The following is a 15,009-nucleotide window of genomic DNA, read 5'->3' as shown; positions in this document are numbered from 1 at the left end:
CTAGCTACACAATTTGTTTTGCTCGTTGAGGTATGATTCTACAAAGTGTTGTTCCATAGGTTTAGAAAAATAATAACCTTGCAGGTGAGACACGCCAATTTCTTTTAGCACATTGGCTTGCTCTAGGGTTTCGACGCCTTCGGCAACTACTATAAAATCAAGTGTAGAGGCCATTTGCACAATTGCATGAATAATACTTAAGCCTCGCTTATCCATATTCTGAATAAAGCTTTTATCTATTTTTACTATGTCTACACCAATATCTAACATGCTCGATAAGGATGAATACCCTGTACCAAAGTCATCTATAGAAATACAAAATCCTTGTTTTTGCAGCTCTTTTACTGCGGCTAAAAAGGTGAGCTTATCCTCTGCAAACACAGATTCAGTGATTTCAAGGTGCAGGTTTTCGGGCTTTACATGGTATTGATTCACTATATTTACAACTTTAGTGACAAAATCAGGGTCTTGAAGTTGTATTACCGATACATTAACGCTCACAGCAATAGGGGGTTGTACGTTTTTAAACGTGCAAGCTTGCGCACACGCTTGTTCAATCACCCATAAGCCAAGTTCGGTTATGAGGTTGTATTGCTCGGCAATGGCAATAAACTCATCGGGAAATATCGCTTCGCCATTTAACTGCCACCTTAAAAGCGATTCAAACGAGGTTACCTTTGTTGTTTTACTATCAACTATAGGCTGAAACACTAATCGCAAGCCGTTATTTTTTATTGCCATTGCTAATTGTTGGCTGAGTAACTGTTCGCGCTCTTGCTGACGCTTTAAGTCGTTGTTGTAAATATTAACGCAGCCTTTTGCAGTTCGCTTTTGATGGTACATGGCTAAATCTGCTGAGCGGATTAATGCGCCTAAATCAGCCTCATGTTCAGGAAATAAAGCGATGCCAATAGTGGCTGATACCCAACTTTGATATTTATATCGTTCATGCTCGGCACTAATACTTTTAATCACCTTTTTGGCAAAATTAAATAAATCTTGTTGATCTTCGTAGGTTGTTAAAATTAAAAATTCATCTCCGCCCCAGCGACATTTGTATAGATGTCGAGTGCACACCGTACTGAGGCGCTCGGCTATTTCCTTAAGCACTTGATCACCTATTTTATGTCCCATAGTGTCATTAATTTGCTTAAATCCATCTAGATCTACAAAAAGTAAAGCGAGTTTTTCGTTAGGGTGATCTGCAAGTTGTTTATTAGCTACCTTTAAAAAAGCGGTGCGGTTTAATAAATTTGTTAGTGGGTCAGTATTAGATAAGCGGTAAATTTCTTCAGTGCGCTTTTCTACTTTGCTTTCCATCTCGTTAAGTAGTTTGCGGTTTTGATTTCGTAATTTTATTGCTGTTTGGGTAAATGTGGCAGATTTATAGGAAGAGGCAACCATAATGGCTGAAAAAGTAATGCCTAAGAACCCAAGTATATACTGGTAATAGTTATCAGATAAGCTAAGCACTAAAGAGTAAGGCATTAATAAAATAATGCTGTAGCACACTGAGGTAAAACGACTGCCAGAGAGTAAATTGGCAGAGCCTCCAGCAAAGGCAGACAAAATAGCTATAGTGGTGGTAATTTCAACGATGGATGAGCTTTTATGAAACCACAGTGCGTAACATGACCATGAAATAGCAGTTGCAATGCAGCCCACTGAAAAGCGTTTTAAAAAGTTATTTGCATTAAATCGGTGGTTAACGCCTTTAGTGTAGTTGAAGTAAATAACATCAATTAGCCTAATTGCTAAAATGACCAGCATGAAAAAAAGCCAAATTATTTTTTCTTGTTTGGTTGTCTTATTCGTTAAGTCAAAAGCAAATACAAGCACAAAGCTTACCAATGCAGAAACGCCAATGCCAGATAAAGCATTAGAATATAAAAGTTTTACGGCTTCTATGCGTTCATTACTATTTAGGTTTTTATATTGCACTCATCAAAGCCTTATTAAAGTAATGCGGGTTACATTTATAAAAATACAATAATAAATATAGTTTAATGATAGGAAAATGCAGACTTTAAATAAAAAAATGCCCATAACACAATGTCTTGTTATGGGCTTTAAGTTAAAAATCGTTAGCGCTATGACGCTCGCTGAGTTGTTCTTCTTCTGGGCCCCAAGTACGATTAACCCGCTGACCACGTTTAATAGCGGGGCGCTTCGCTATTTGTTCTGCCCAGCGCATTACATGAGTGTAAGAGGCTACATCTAAAAACTCGGCAGCGTCGTATAGTTTTCCAAGCACCAATGAGCCATACCAAGGCCAAATAGCAATGTCGGCAATAGAGTATTCACTACCCGCCATGTATTCGTTTTCACTCAAGTGACGATTTAATACATCGAGCTGTCGCTTAGTTTCCATAGTAAAGCGGTCTATTGGGTATTTCATTTTTGTTGGTGCGTAGCTATAAAAATGGCCAAATCCACCCCCTAAATAAGGTGCAGATCCCATTTGCCAAAACAGCCAATTACGGCATTCTGTCTTGGCTTTAAAATCTTTTGGTATTAGTACATCAAATTTTTCTGCCAAGTATTGTAAAATTGAACCCGACTCAAAAATGCGTGTTGGTGGTGTGGTTGAGTGATCCATAAGCGCGGGGATTTTAGAGTTTGGATTAATATCAACAAAGTCCGAGCCAAATTGGTCGCCTTCGCCAATGTCAATTAAGTAGGCATCGTAGTCGGCATCGGTTAGACCAAGCTCTAATAGCTCTTCAAACATAATGGTCGCTTTTTGGCCATTAGGCGTGGCTAATGAATAAAGTTGAAATGGATGTTCGCCAATGGTCAAGTTTTTATCATGTGTGGGGCCTGCAATAGGGCGGTTGATGTTGGCAAATTTACCACCACTTTCACTGTCCCACGTCCACACTCTAGGCGCAGTGTATTCGTTTTCATTACTCATAAATAACCTCAATTTAAAATGTATTAATTTCTATACTGACAAATAAAAAGCTGGGGGTGTAAATAATTATTTAAAGACAATGCAAAAAATTATCGTGCTTTTAATTTATCTGATTTGGCAAGTTTATATCCTAAAAAGAACCCACTTAACGCACCAAATAGATGACTTTCAAATGAGACATGAAAGCGCTGTGGCAAAACGCCCCAAATAAAGCCGCTGTAAAGCACCGCAACTACTACGGCAATAACAATCGATTTGAGTGAGCGTCTAACCACTCCATAGCACAGTATAAACCCCCACAAACCATAAATAACACCGCTTAAGCCTACATGAAAACTACTACGACCAAAGGCCCACACTAATAGCCCACCCATTAATGCAGTAAAAATGAACACAGTATAAAAGCGTTTTACACTGTATTGGCAAATAAGCCAGCTAAGTAAAGTAAAAGGCAACATGTTGCTAGCAAAGTGCCACCAGCTTCCGTGCAAAAATGGAGCGCATAAAATGCCAATTAACCCGTGTACACTTCGCGGATAAATTCCTAAACCATTAAGGGTAATGCCTGGTAAGCTATTGATAATTTGCAGTACTAAGCACAAAAAAACAACGCTAAATATTGCAAATCGAGTACTGGTTATAACTGAAGAAGATGATGAGTTAGTTGGCATATAAACGCCTTTGTAGGATTATTTTGTACCAGTATAGGAGTATGTTTTCGCTATTAAAAGCAATTTAAAAAGCGCGGCGATATACACCGCGCTTAATGGTTGTTTAACCAAGTTTGGTTAATAGCTTTTTCGCCGCAAGCTCTGAACTTGCTGGGTTTTGGCCTGTAATCACTAAACCATCTTCTACAGCTAATACGCCCCAGTCGTCGGTTTTTTGATAATCACCGCCTTTTTTAATAAGTTCATCTTCAACTAAAAATGGCACTACATCTGTTAATTGCACGGCAGCTTCTTCTGAGTTAGTAAAGCCTGTTACTTTTTTACCTGCAACTAAGGCATTGCCGTCTGCATCTTTAACATTTAAAAAAGCAGCACTAGCGTGACAAACAGCCGCCACAGGTTTTTGTTCTTTTACAAACTTTTCGATAAGTGAGATTGAATCGCTGTTATCTACTAAATCCCATAGTGGGCCGTGGCCGCCTGGGTAAAATACAGCGTCAAAGTCGCTGGCGTTTACTTCGCTTAATTTTTTTGTGTTTGCCATAAGTGTTTGTGCTGCGCTGTCATTGTCATAGCGCTTTGTTGCAGCAGTTTCAAAATCAGAAAGTGTACTCGTTGGGTCAATCGGTGGCTGGCCACCCGCAGGGGAAGCAAGTGTTACCTCTGCACCGGCATCTACAAACGCGTAGTAGGGGGCTGCGAATTCTTCTACCCAAAAACCTGTTTTTTCGCCTGTGTTACCAAGCTCTGAATGCGAGGTAAGTACCATAAGTATTTTTTTAGCCATAACAATATTCCTTCGATTAGTGAGTAAATTAAAGCTTGGTGTTAACCAAGGTGTTGTAATAACTATATGCACTCACAAGGATTTAAACAACGATGATAAAGTTAACTTTATTGGTTTAATTATTGATACAATGATTGAGTTAATAACCAAAGGTGGCTGTGTGATGAAAGTGTCGTTTGAGCAACTTAAAAGCATGGTGGTATTTGCGCAAATAGTAGAGCAGGGGAGTTTAACTGCGGCTGCAAAGCAGTTGGGGTTAACGCGAGCGGTGGTAAGTTATCACCTTAAGAAACTAGAAACGCAATTAGAAGTAACATTGCTTAACCGGTCTACCCGCACAATGGCGCTAACCGAAGCCGGTATTGCTTATTACGAACGCTGTAGAGTGATCACCGAGCAAGCAAACGCGGCTAATCAGCAAATAGAAAACATTAAAAGTGAGCCACAAGGAATATTAAAAATAAGTTGCCCTGTTAATGTTGGCATGCAATTAATTGTGCCCGCAATTAATACGTTTAAACGCCAATACCCTAAAATTGAAATAGACTTACAGCTCACCGATGATGTGGTTGATATAATAAAAAATGGCTTTGATATAGCTATCCGTGGCGTCGCTTTAAGAGACTCTAATTTACAGGCTACTAAATTAACAACCATGAGTACCTGTATTTGTGGTTCTGCAACGTACTTTGAGCACTTTAGCAAACCGTACACGCCAGCTGAATTAGCCTCACATAAATGGGTGGTGTACCAACTTAGCAGTAAAACATTAACCCTTAGCAAAGAGGGCAAAAAATACGATGTAATACTACAAGGTGGCATAAGCACCAACAATGCCGCCGCGCGTACCGCGTTTGTGGAAGCTGGGCATGGGCTTGGTCGTATTCCTTTGTATGACGCGTGGCCTAAAGTACAAGCTGGGCTGCTAGAAATAATACTTGATGACTATAAAACAAAAGATATAGAGCTTTATGGTGTGTTTCCGCCTGGGGCCGCTGGCTCTAAAAAGCTTAGGTTATTTATTGATTACTTAAAAGCGTATTTTGTAAAACAGCACACCGCGTTGGGCATGCTGAAAAACGTTTAAAAAGCCTTGTGTTGAAGCGTGCGGCTAAATAATGCAACAGCTTGCTGATACATAGTGATTGCAAGCGCTGCATCGTAGCGGTCGCCCTCATCACGCATAAACGCATGCTGTGCGTTTACTTCTTGCCAGTGGTAGTTAATACCTGTAGCGACACATTGCTGATAAATTTTACTACGCCCTTGTTGCGGTACATGTGGGTCTTGTTTACCCCAAATAAAGTGTACTTCGCCTTTAATATCAGCCATGCGTTCAAACGAATTGTTACCTGCATTAGCGGGTAAGGTATCACTATGAATATCGGTGGCGTATAAACAAAATGCCGCTTGTATATGTGGATTTAATGCGGCTCTGTAAGCTAAATGCCCACCAATGCACACACCCATAGCTCCTACGGTACCAGTGCAGTAATCTTGGTTTTGTATAAAGTCGATGAGTGCTTGGGTATCGCTGTCGTGTTGCTCAAGTGGCTTTTGCCATTTATCGGCATTGCCTTTATCTTTACCCGCCTCATCGTAGGCAAGTACAGTACCAATCGGGTTTAGCTCATGAAATACCTCAGGCACTAACACAACAAAACCATGGCTTGCTAAAATTGCGGCGCTGCGCGCAATCGGGGCTGTTTGCTGAAAAATCTCAGAGTAAAAAATAATACTTGGGTATTGGCCAGGAGCATGAGGACGGTAAACGGTAGTTCGCATCAAGCCTGTTGGGGTGGGTAGGTCGGTATTATGGTGTTGGATTATCATAAAAGCGCTCAGTTAAATAATTAATAAGGTTATGGTAACTGAGCGCAAAAAAATAAACGACCGCTATAATACGTTTTTTAAATACTTGCAGGCATTTTATTGCAACTTGCGTAGTAGCTTACGGTCGCAGGCCAATCCGAAAATATTCCTATAACGCCTACATCCTGCGCGAGTACATCAACGACCTTCATCATGTCGCCATCGTTATCAATAACATCAGCGATAGATTGATAGTAATAGCCACCGCCCTCGTTAAGAGGCCCCGAACGCTCTAGGCTCCATGCAATTAGTTCAAGCCCCGCTGCTTTTGCATCAATAGCGTATTGTGAGGGGACTATATTACTTTCGTTATCGATAGTAAGCATCATCCAAATAGGAGGCGCTAAGATTTTAACACCATCGGCTACCAGCGCTTCCATACTTGGTTGCCATGTATCAGGGTTACTTGGGTCAAAGCCCGCTTCGCTGTCGCGGCCATCTAAATATACGCTTTGATTTGCAAAGTCAGGATTGTTATTTATCCAATACTTTACATCATCAAGATTAAACGATTGCGGGTACACATCACTGCTTGGTACGTCTAATAGCGTGTACTCATCAAGCATTTTTTGTGCGTATTGCTGTTGTGTCATCCCCTCAAAAGGCATGCTAACTTGCGGCGACTTTAGCTCTGGGGTCATTTTTACCCCAAGGCTTTTAAATAACTCAATACTTTGTTTATGCGTTAATAACGTGCCACTAGTAGCGTATAGGTCTGTACGCCAGCTAGGCGTACCTTTGATGTATTCATCGACGGTGCTGGCTTGGGTATTGGCGCCATCCATTTTACCTTCAAGTGTTAAAAATTCGCTTAAGGTTATATCGCTTGTGCAGCATTTAGCGGTGGCAGGCGTGCCTCTTGCCGCGTTAGCTGGCGTAAAAGGCACACTGCATTTAGCGGCAAGTTCATCAATGGCTAATATATTGGTGGTGGTGTGCAAATCGCACTGAGAGTGGCGACACACGAGCTCTTTGTCGCTTGTAAAAGTGACATCGCACTCTACAATACCTGCTCCCATTCGCGCCGCAGCTATATAAGACTCTTTCGTATGCTCAGGGTATTGCATAGGCGCACCACGATGCCCAATAGAAAAATCTGTACGATAAAATGGCCCATCTTTACACGATTCTAATTTTGTTTTTAAATCGCTCTGAGTCATATCGTTAATTAGGTAATCAGCACGAGTACCTAACTGAATATCTGGCGCATCGCCTTTTGCCACTTCAACAATCACTGGCGTAGGTACTTCAACAACTTCAACAGTGGTATTGGTAACCACCACCTCTTTTTCTACCACTTCGACATCGTCATCGCACCCGCTAAGTAGTGCCAGCATTACAGAGCTTGTTATTAGGGTAAGGTGTTTCATGTTTAATCCTTCATATTATTTTCCTTAACCCTAATCGTATTTAATGACAAATTAACTACAAGGGTGTGACGTTCTGTTTATTTGTTCCTACTTTATTGATTGCCAGTGCTGCTAACATAATTACCCCACCGATACTTAAGCGCATAATATCTGCATCTTTATTCCATATAAGCACGTTAACAATAATGCCGGCAGGAATAAGTACGTTGTTCATAACGGCTAACACGCCTACATTTACTTTGGTTGCGCCTTTATTCCATAAAAAGTAACCAAGGCCCGAGGCAACAATACCTAAATATATTAAAATACCCCACTGGGTAGGTGTACTCGGTAACTTGCTTGTATCGCCAAATAATACATAGCAAGCACTTGCCACCACCAAGGCGCCAATAAAAAACCAGCCAAATACGGTTTTGTCATCTAGCTGATTAGAGGCCATTAAACGTTTATAAGTTACTTGTCCTGTTGCAAAACTAATATTGGCACCCTGAACCAGTAATAAACCTAACATATAGTGATTATTGAGGTTTTCCCAGCGGATAGCCACCGCGCCCAACACAGCGATAAGCGCCACTACAAAAAAGCGCGGGTTAAAATGTTTGTTAAGCGCATCGTTTAAAAGCGTTATATAAAGCGGCGTCATAACAGTAAAAAGCAACACTTCGGGCACGCTTAAAAATAAAAATGAATGATAGTAAAAGCTGTACATAACACCCAGCTGCACAGCGCCTATCAGCATAAGCTTTAGTGCGAGTGGTTTTGAGGTAAGTTTAGGTTTTAAGAAGGGTAAAAAAACCAATGTGGCTAATGCAACGCGTATTAATACGCTAAACCATGCGTCTACTTGGCCTGCTAGGTACACACCAATTAAACTAAATGAAAAAGCCCACAGTAAGGTAACAGCAAATAAATAGCCCATAATTGTCGTTTTTTATAATTTATAATGTGACTAGTTTATCTGTTATAAACAATAAAAGCCCGCAAGCGGGCTTTTATAAAGCAAAAATTAATAAACGAGGTTATTAATCAACTAAACCACGACGCTTAAGAAGTGCATCTGTTGTTGGTTTTTGGCCTCTAAACTCAATGTAGCTTTGCATTAAGTCGCGGCTGTTACCTTTAGATAGGATTTCTTCACGGAACTTGTCACCGTTTTCGCGGGTTAGGCCACCGTTATTTTCCATATGTGCAAAGGCATCTGCTGCAAATACTTCTGTCCATAGGTAGGCGTAGTAACCTGCTGAGTAACCACCGGCAAACGTATGGCTAAAGTAGTTTGATTTATAACGCGGTGGCACTGGGTAGTAATCAATACCGTGTGCTTTTAGCGCATCGCTTTCAAACTTTTGAACATCACTGATTTTTTTATCAGAACCAAATGAGTGCCATTCCATATCAAGTAAAGCAGCTGCTAAGTATTCAGTAGTACCAAAGCCTTGGTTGAATTTTTGCGATGCTAGTACTTTATCAAGTAATGCTTGTGGAATTGGCTCACCCGTTTTGTAATGCTTAGCGTAGTTAGCAAGTACTGTAGGTTCAATCATCCAGTCTTCGTGGGCTTGTGATGGAAACTCAACAAAGTCACGTGCTGTAGCCGTACCTGCTAGGCTTGGGTATTTAACATTTGAGAATAAACCGTGCGCAGCATGACCAAATTCATGGAACATAGTCGATACTTCGTCGAAGGTCATTAGCGTAGGCTCGCCCTCAGCTGGTTTTGGAATGTTTTGTGCGTTATAAATAACCGGTTTAGTGCCTTTTAAGCCGCTTTGGCTTACATATGCACTCATCCATGCACCGCCACGCTTACCTTCACGTGCGTATGGGTCCATGTAAAATAAACCAATAGCGCTGCCATCAGCGTTAAATACTTCGTATGCAGTTACATCTTCATGGTAAACAGGTAGGTCTTTACGCTCTTTAAAAGTGATTCCGTACAGCTTGTTCATTGCGAAGAATAAACCATCATGGATCACAGAGTTCATTTCAAAGTATGGCTTAACTAGCGCTGGGTCTAGGTCGTACTTTTCAGCACGTACTTTTTCTGCGTAAAACGCCCAGTCCCAGGGCTTAAGCTCAAAGCTCTCGCCTGAATCGTTAATTACTTTTTGGATAGCGGCCGCTTCTGCTTTGGCTTTTTCAACTGCTTTTGGTGCTAGGTCATCTAAAATGCCGTACACGTTATCGGTTGTTTGTGCCATGCGCGATGTCATTACATACGATGCCCAATCTTTAAAGCCTAATAGCTCTGCTTTTTGTGCACGCAGGTTTGTTTCTTCAATAATGATAGGACCGTTAGTTTTAGCAGCACGGTTTGTAGAGGCTTTAAAAATTTGCTCGCGTAGCTCACGGTTTTCAAGGCTTGATAAAATTGGCTGCTGAGTAGTATTAACCAAAGTTATCATGTAGCCCTCTTTACCTGCTTTTTTAGCAGCGGCTGCAAGGCCTGCAATTTCACCTTCAGATAGGCCGGCAAGTTTAGATTTGTCAGTCACTACAATTACGTCTTCTTTAAACGATTTTAAAATGTTTTGAGAGAACGCGGTAGATAGTTTTGCAAGCTGAGCGTTTATTTCACGCATTTTTGCTTTTTCAGCATCGCTTAACTTAGCACCAGCTTTTACAAACTGCTTGTAGTAGTAATCAACTAAGCGTTGATCTTCAGCGTTAAGTGCATCTTTATTATCGTAAATAGTTTGTACACGCTTAAATAACGCACCATTTAGGTAAATGTCATCAGAGTGAGCAGATAATACCGGCGCCATTTTTTTACTTATACGTTGGTATTCGTCATCTGAAATTAAACCCGATAGATTATAAAAAGCAGCAGATACGCGGTTTAACAATTCGCCAGACTTTTCCATCTCAACAAGTGTATTTTCAAATGTTGCTGGTTCTGGGTTGTTTGCAATTGCTTGAACTTGTGCAGTGTGCTGAGCAATACCTGCATCAAAGCCTGCTTCGTAGTCTTTTGTACCAAATTTATCAAACTCTGGCGCCATGTATTGTAATGGGCTTGGTTTGAATAATACATTGTTTGCGTTCATATCTTGCACTTGTGCTGCGCTCTCTTTAGCTGTGTTCTGAGTTTCGTTAGATGAACAAGCAGATAGGATTAGGGCACTAGCAATAGTAGTGGCGATCAGTGTTTTACGCATAATAACTCCATAAAAAGATGAGCCGAAATAGGCTTTTCGAGTCGAAAACCCAGTTAACTTATCAAATTTTGGCGTTTATACAATAAAGTTTATCGGTATTAAGCGGGATTTAAACGCAAATTAGCTACTAAAAATGCGTTTTGGAGGTAAAAGTAGCCTTAAAAATAAGCGTAAGGCTACTTAAATATTGTATTGTGTGTGTTTTAAAAGGTTAGTTATAGCCAAGCACAAAGCGTTTTTCAGAACCAAAGCTATTTGATTGCTGGCCAAATTCTTTATTAATTGTCGCCAGTGTTTGTTCTTGTTCAGCAAGAAGACACAAAATTTTATTGCGATAATCTAGGCTGCTTTCAAACAAATTTAAGTCTACCTGCGGCTGCAAAGTGGCGAGTCTTTGATTTAAAGTAAGTTGTGACATATGTAATCTCCAGTGCGTGTACACTATTTATATAGCACTCGGTGCAATAAAGAGTTAATAAATTGTTTAAACAAAAACGTTAAACCTATTAACTTAGCGACTTAACCCTATTATGCCGTGCTAAGCTTAGCGAAGACTGAACCACACTAAATTTTTACTGAACAAACAACAAACAATGAATAAGACTTTGGAAAACATATGACGCTCGAACATATTCAACATTATCTTAGCTTTGTCATTTTTACCTACAACGACGTGCACATCACCGTAGCTAAGGTTATACAGGTCCCTTTAATTTTATTTGCTATGTGGTTTGTAGTAACGCGGATTGGCAAACTTATTAAAAAAACACTGCTGGCTAAAAAAATAAGCCAAGATGCGGTCCATCTGTTTACGCGCATTTACTTTATTTTGAGTATTGCGATACTTATTTTCACCTCGTTAGAGGTCTTAAATATTCCACTTACTGCCTTTGCTTTTGTATCAGGAGCCATAGCCATAGGGGTAGGTTTTGGCGCGCAAAATATTATTAATAACTTTATCAGCGGTTGGATATTAATGTGGGAGCGCCCAATCCGCATTGGTGATTTTTTAGAAGTGGGTAACGCAAAAGGCGTTGTTGAAACTATTAATACACGCTCTACCCGTATCCGCCGAAACGATGGTGTACATATGCTGATACCTAATTCCCAGCTTTTAGAAAACACCGTGACGAACTGGACGCTAATAGATGGTAATGCACGTTCGTCGGTAAGCGTGGGCGTAGCCTATAGTTCAGATGTTGTGCTTGTTAAAAAGTTAATTCAACAAGTGCTTGATGAGCATGATGCTATATTATCAAATCCAACAGCTTCTGTTTTATTTGATGACTTTGCTGATAGCTCTCTTGTATTCAATGCGGTTTTTTGGGTTTGTGCAGAGTCAGAAACCATGCTCAGAAAAGTACGTAGCGATATCCGCTTTAGTATTTATGCCGTTTTTGAAAAACACGATGTGGTGATTGCATTCCCACAGCGCGATATTCACATTGATGGAGAAATAGCGCTAAAGCGTACTCAATAAATGTAGCTTTTAAAATTTAGTGGCATTGGTGGGTTTTAATTGCGTGTTTCTGTATTGGGTTTATTTGTCAGGTTATATATTTTGCTACTTTAAAGTGGGTTTTGATGATAAGGACATATGTCCGCATTATTAGCCTTTTGCATCTAAATAAGGGTAAAAAAGCAAGAAAATGAGGTTAAATGTTGCAAAAAAGTTTACTTTTTTGTACATATTTATGCAGTAAATTTGTAATACAATGGTATAATCTGCATCGTTCGTTCAGCCTCATTACTCCGTTTTTGTACTCTCGGTGATGAGGTCCGCGCAACTTTTTAGTCGCGAAAAATTGGCCGAACCCGCAATGAATACATTGCGCAACACAAAAAACCGTTGAACAAGAGTGCATACAAAAGGTTAATACCCGACATGAAAGCAATCAAAAAAACTGCAATAGCGACCATTATTAATGCTGCTTTATTATCTGCAGCTGGTACCTCTGTTTCTACTCTTGCTGCTGAAGAAGAAACAGCAAAAAAAAATAACCAATTAGAAGTTATTCAAGTTACTGCTCGTAAACGTGTAGAAAATGCACAAGAAGTGCCTGTTGCTGTATCTGCATTACAAGGTGATAACCTTGATGCTTATAGTTCTGCTGGTATGGATATTCGCTTTATGAGTGCGAAAATTCCAAGCCTTTCAATCGAATCATCGTTTGGACGTTCTTTCCCTCGTTTTTATGTTCGTGGTCTGGGTAATACCGATTTCGATCTTAATGCTTCACAACCTGTTTCATTAGTTGTTGATGAAGTAGTTCAAGAAAATGCTATTTTAAAAGGCTTTCCTGTATTTGATGTGGAGCGTGTAGAAGTACTACGTGGTCCACAAGGTACTTTGTTTGGCCGTAATACGCCGGCTGGCCTAGTTAAATTTGACACTGTTAAACCAAGTCAAGAATTTGAAGGTTACGGTGCTGTTTCTTACGGTAGCCGTGGCGCTGTAGATACAGAAGGCGCTGTAGGTGGTGCACTAACTGACCGTTTATCTGCACGTGTTTCTTTGCTATGGCAAGATAAAGATGATTACATCGACAACCAAGCGCCTGGCTTTGAAGCGAAAGACGAGCAGGGCGGCTACACAGAAAAAGCAGCGCGTATTCAGTTTTTATACGAAGGCGATGACTTCACTGCTCTACTAAACTACCACACGCGTGACTTAGACGGCTCACCAATTGCGTTTCGTGCAAATGTTATTGAAGCTGGCTCAAATGATTTAGTAGACAACTACGAGCATGATGTTGTTTATCAAGATGCTGCTGTACGCAACACACAGCAAGTTGAATCTGAAGGCGCAAGCTTAAAACTTGAGTGGGATATTAGCGATGAATACACGCTAACCTCTATTTCAGGTTGGGAAAGTGCAGAAATATACTCACGTGCCGACATTGATGGTGGTTACGGCGGCTATACAATAGATGATGTTGCAGTTGATATGGGGCCTGGTGTTATTCCTTTCTCTTCAGAAAGTGCAGATGGTATTCCAGATCACGATCAGTTAACGCAAGAGCTGCGCCTTGCAAGTAACTTTAGCGGTGACTTTAACTATCAGGTTGGCCTTTTTTACTTTGACGAAGAGTTAACGATCGAAAACTTTAGTTATGACACGGCAAGTAACGGTATTTTAAATGGCTACGTTCAGCAACAACAAGATACAACGGCATGGGCTATTTTCGGTTCTGTAGATTATATCTTCTCAGATAAGTTAAAAGTAACTGCGGGGCTTCGTTACTCTGATGACGAAAAAGATTTCTCGGCAGACCGTACACTTAGTCCACTTAGTGTATTTGGTGTTGGTCCATTATTCATCGAAAGAGAAGTTAGCGACAGCCACGTAAGCTGGGATTTATCAGCAAATTACAAAGTTAATGACGATGTGAACTGGTACAGCCGTGTAGCAAACACGTTCCGCGCGCCTAGCTTACAAGGCCGTATTTTATTTGGTGATGACGTAACAACGGCTGAATCAGAAACCGTCACTTCATTCGAAACTGGTATTAAATCAGACGTTCTTGACGGTCAAGGCCGTGTAAATGCAACGGTATTTTACTACACAATGGACGACCAACAGCTTACTGCTGTAGGTGGTGGTGCTAACTTTAACCGCCTAGTTAACGCTGATAAAACAACAGGCTACGGTTTTGAGCTAGATACAGAATGGGTATTAAGCGATGAGTTTAATGCAACATTTAACTTAAGCTACAACAAAACTGAAATTAAAGACGATGAGTTAGCTGTAGCGGTATGTGCTCAATGTATCGTGAATGACCCTATTAACGATGCAGGTTTAGCCGTACTTGATGGCAACAGCTTACCGCATGCGCCAGAGTGGATCTCTAATTTTACCCTTCGTTATAACAAAGAGCTTGAAGATGGTAATTTCTTCGCATTAGGTGATATTTCTTACCGTAGCGAAATTAACATGTTCCTATACGATTCAGTAGAATTTGAAGGCAAAGCATTAACAGAAGTAGGCTTGCGTGCAGGTTATGAGTGGGCTGAAGGTGACTACGAGTATCAAGTATCTGCTTTTGTTCGTAACTTGTTTGATGAACAGCAAGTAATTGGTGCGGTAGATTTCAATAACAATACGGGTATTGTTAATGAAGAGCGCTACATTGGTGCTGAATTTAAAGTTAACTTTTTCTAAAACTAACTTAAATTAGACTAATTTTAAAAGCCTGCCTTGTGCAGGCTTTTATGTTTTTATAAAGCTGGTAAAGTA

At 40.4% G+C, this 15,009-nt stretch carries 12 protein-coding genes; 3 read left to right on the top strand and 9 right to left on the bottom strand.

Going from position 1 to position 15,009, the window contains the following annotated elements:
* The 4 genes from AN391_RS03535 to AN391_RS03520 form a co-directional block, all read right to left on the bottom strand.
* On the bottom strand, window positions 1-1,941 hold the full coding sequence (locus AN391_RS03535; protein WP_055014106.1) for a bifunctional diguanylate cyclase/phosphodiesterase: 1,941 nt from the start codon (window positions 1,939-1,941) through the stop codon (window positions 1-3).
* Window positions 1,942-2,074: 133 nt separating this feature from the next.
* Window positions 2,075-2,914, bottom strand: a complete 840-nt coding sequence (yghU, locus tag AN391_RS03530) for a glutathione-dependent disulfide-bond oxidoreductase (protein WP_055014105.1) — start codon at window positions 2,912-2,914, stop codon at window positions 2,075-2,077.
* An 89-nt stretch (window positions 2,915-3,003) separates the two neighbouring features.
* Window positions 3,004-3,585, bottom strand: coding sequence for a rhomboid family intramembrane serine protease (locus tag AN391_RS03525; protein WP_055014104.1), 582 nt, complete (start codon window positions 3,583-3,585; stop codon window positions 3,004-3,006).
* A 103-nt stretch (window positions 3,586-3,688) separates the two neighbouring features.
* Window positions 3,689-4,372, bottom strand: coding sequence for a type 1 glutamine amidotransferase domain-containing protein (locus tag AN391_RS03520; RefSeq protein WP_055014103.1), 684 nt, complete (start codon window positions 4,370-4,372; stop codon window positions 3,689-3,691).
* A gap of 163 nt (window positions 4,373-4,535) precedes the next feature.
* Between AN391_RS03520 and AN391_RS03515 the strand changes: the two genes are divergently transcribed.
* The gene (locus tag AN391_RS03515) at window positions 4,536-5,459 is read left to right on the top strand and encodes a LysR family transcriptional regulator (protein ID WP_055014135.1); all 924 of its coding nucleotides are present in this window, start codon (window positions 4,536-4,538) and stop codon (window positions 5,457-5,459) included.
* Here the strand turns inward: AN391_RS03515 and AN391_RS03510 are convergent.
* The 5 genes from AN391_RS03510 to AN391_RS03490 form a co-directional block, all read right to left on the bottom strand.
* The gene (locus AN391_RS03510; RefSeq protein ID WP_055014102.1) at window positions 5,456-6,205 is read right to left on the bottom strand and encodes a dienelactone hydrolase family protein; all 750 of its coding nucleotides are present in this window, start codon (window positions 6,203-6,205) and stop codon (window positions 5,456-5,458) included. The two genes, AN391_RS03515 and AN391_RS03510, sit on opposite strands and share 4 nt — an antisense overlap.
* 77 nt (window positions 6,206-6,282) lie before the next feature.
* On the bottom strand, window positions 6,283-7,614 hold the full coding sequence (locus AN391_RS03505) for a glycerophosphodiester phosphodiesterase family protein (protein ID WP_055014101.1): 1,332 nt from the start codon (window positions 7,612-7,614) through the stop codon (window positions 6,283-6,285).
* A 55-nt stretch (window positions 7,615-7,669) separates the two neighbouring features.
* Window positions 7,670-8,533, bottom strand: coding sequence for a carboxylate/amino acid/amine transporter (locus AN391_RS03500; protein WP_055014100.1), 864 nt, complete (start codon window positions 8,531-8,533; stop codon window positions 7,670-7,672).
* Between the two features lie 103 nt (window positions 8,534-8,636).
* On the bottom strand, window positions 8,637-10,772 hold the full coding sequence (locus AN391_RS03495) for a M3 family metallopeptidase (protein ID WP_055014099.1): 2,136 nt from the start codon (window positions 10,770-10,772) through the stop codon (window positions 8,637-8,639).
* 211 nt (window positions 10,773-10,983) lie between these two features.
* Entirely contained in the window at window positions 10,984-11,190 is a 207-nt protein-coding gene (locus AN391_RS03490; protein WP_004587392.1) for a hypothetical protein, read from the bottom strand.
* A 198-nt stretch (window positions 11,191-11,388) separates the two neighbouring features.
* Between AN391_RS03490 and AN391_RS03485 the strand changes: the two genes are divergently transcribed.
* Together AN391_RS03485 and AN391_RS03480 are read left to right on the top strand one after the other, a co-directional pair.
* Complete coding sequence (locus AN391_RS03485) at window positions 11,389-12,252, top strand: mechanosensitive ion channel family protein (protein ID WP_055014098.1); 864 nt, start codon at window positions 11,389-11,391, stop codon at window positions 12,250-12,252.
* 405 nt (window positions 12,253-12,657) lie between these two features.
* Window positions 12,658-14,934 carry a TonB-dependent receptor gene (locus tag AN391_RS03480; protein ID WP_055014097.1) on the top strand — a complete coding sequence of 759 codons (2,277 nt, stop codon included), beginning with the start codon at window positions 12,658-12,660 and terminating at the stop codon, window positions 14,932-14,934.
* Window positions 14,935-15,009 lie beyond the last annotated feature (75 nt).

This window comes from Pseudoalteromonas sp. P1-13-1a, from assembly GCF_001401875.1.
GTDB lineage: Bacteria > Pseudomonadota > Gammaproteobacteria > Enterobacterales > Alteromonadaceae > Pseudoalteromonas.
This window is presented reverse-complemented; position numbering and strand designations above follow the sequence as displayed.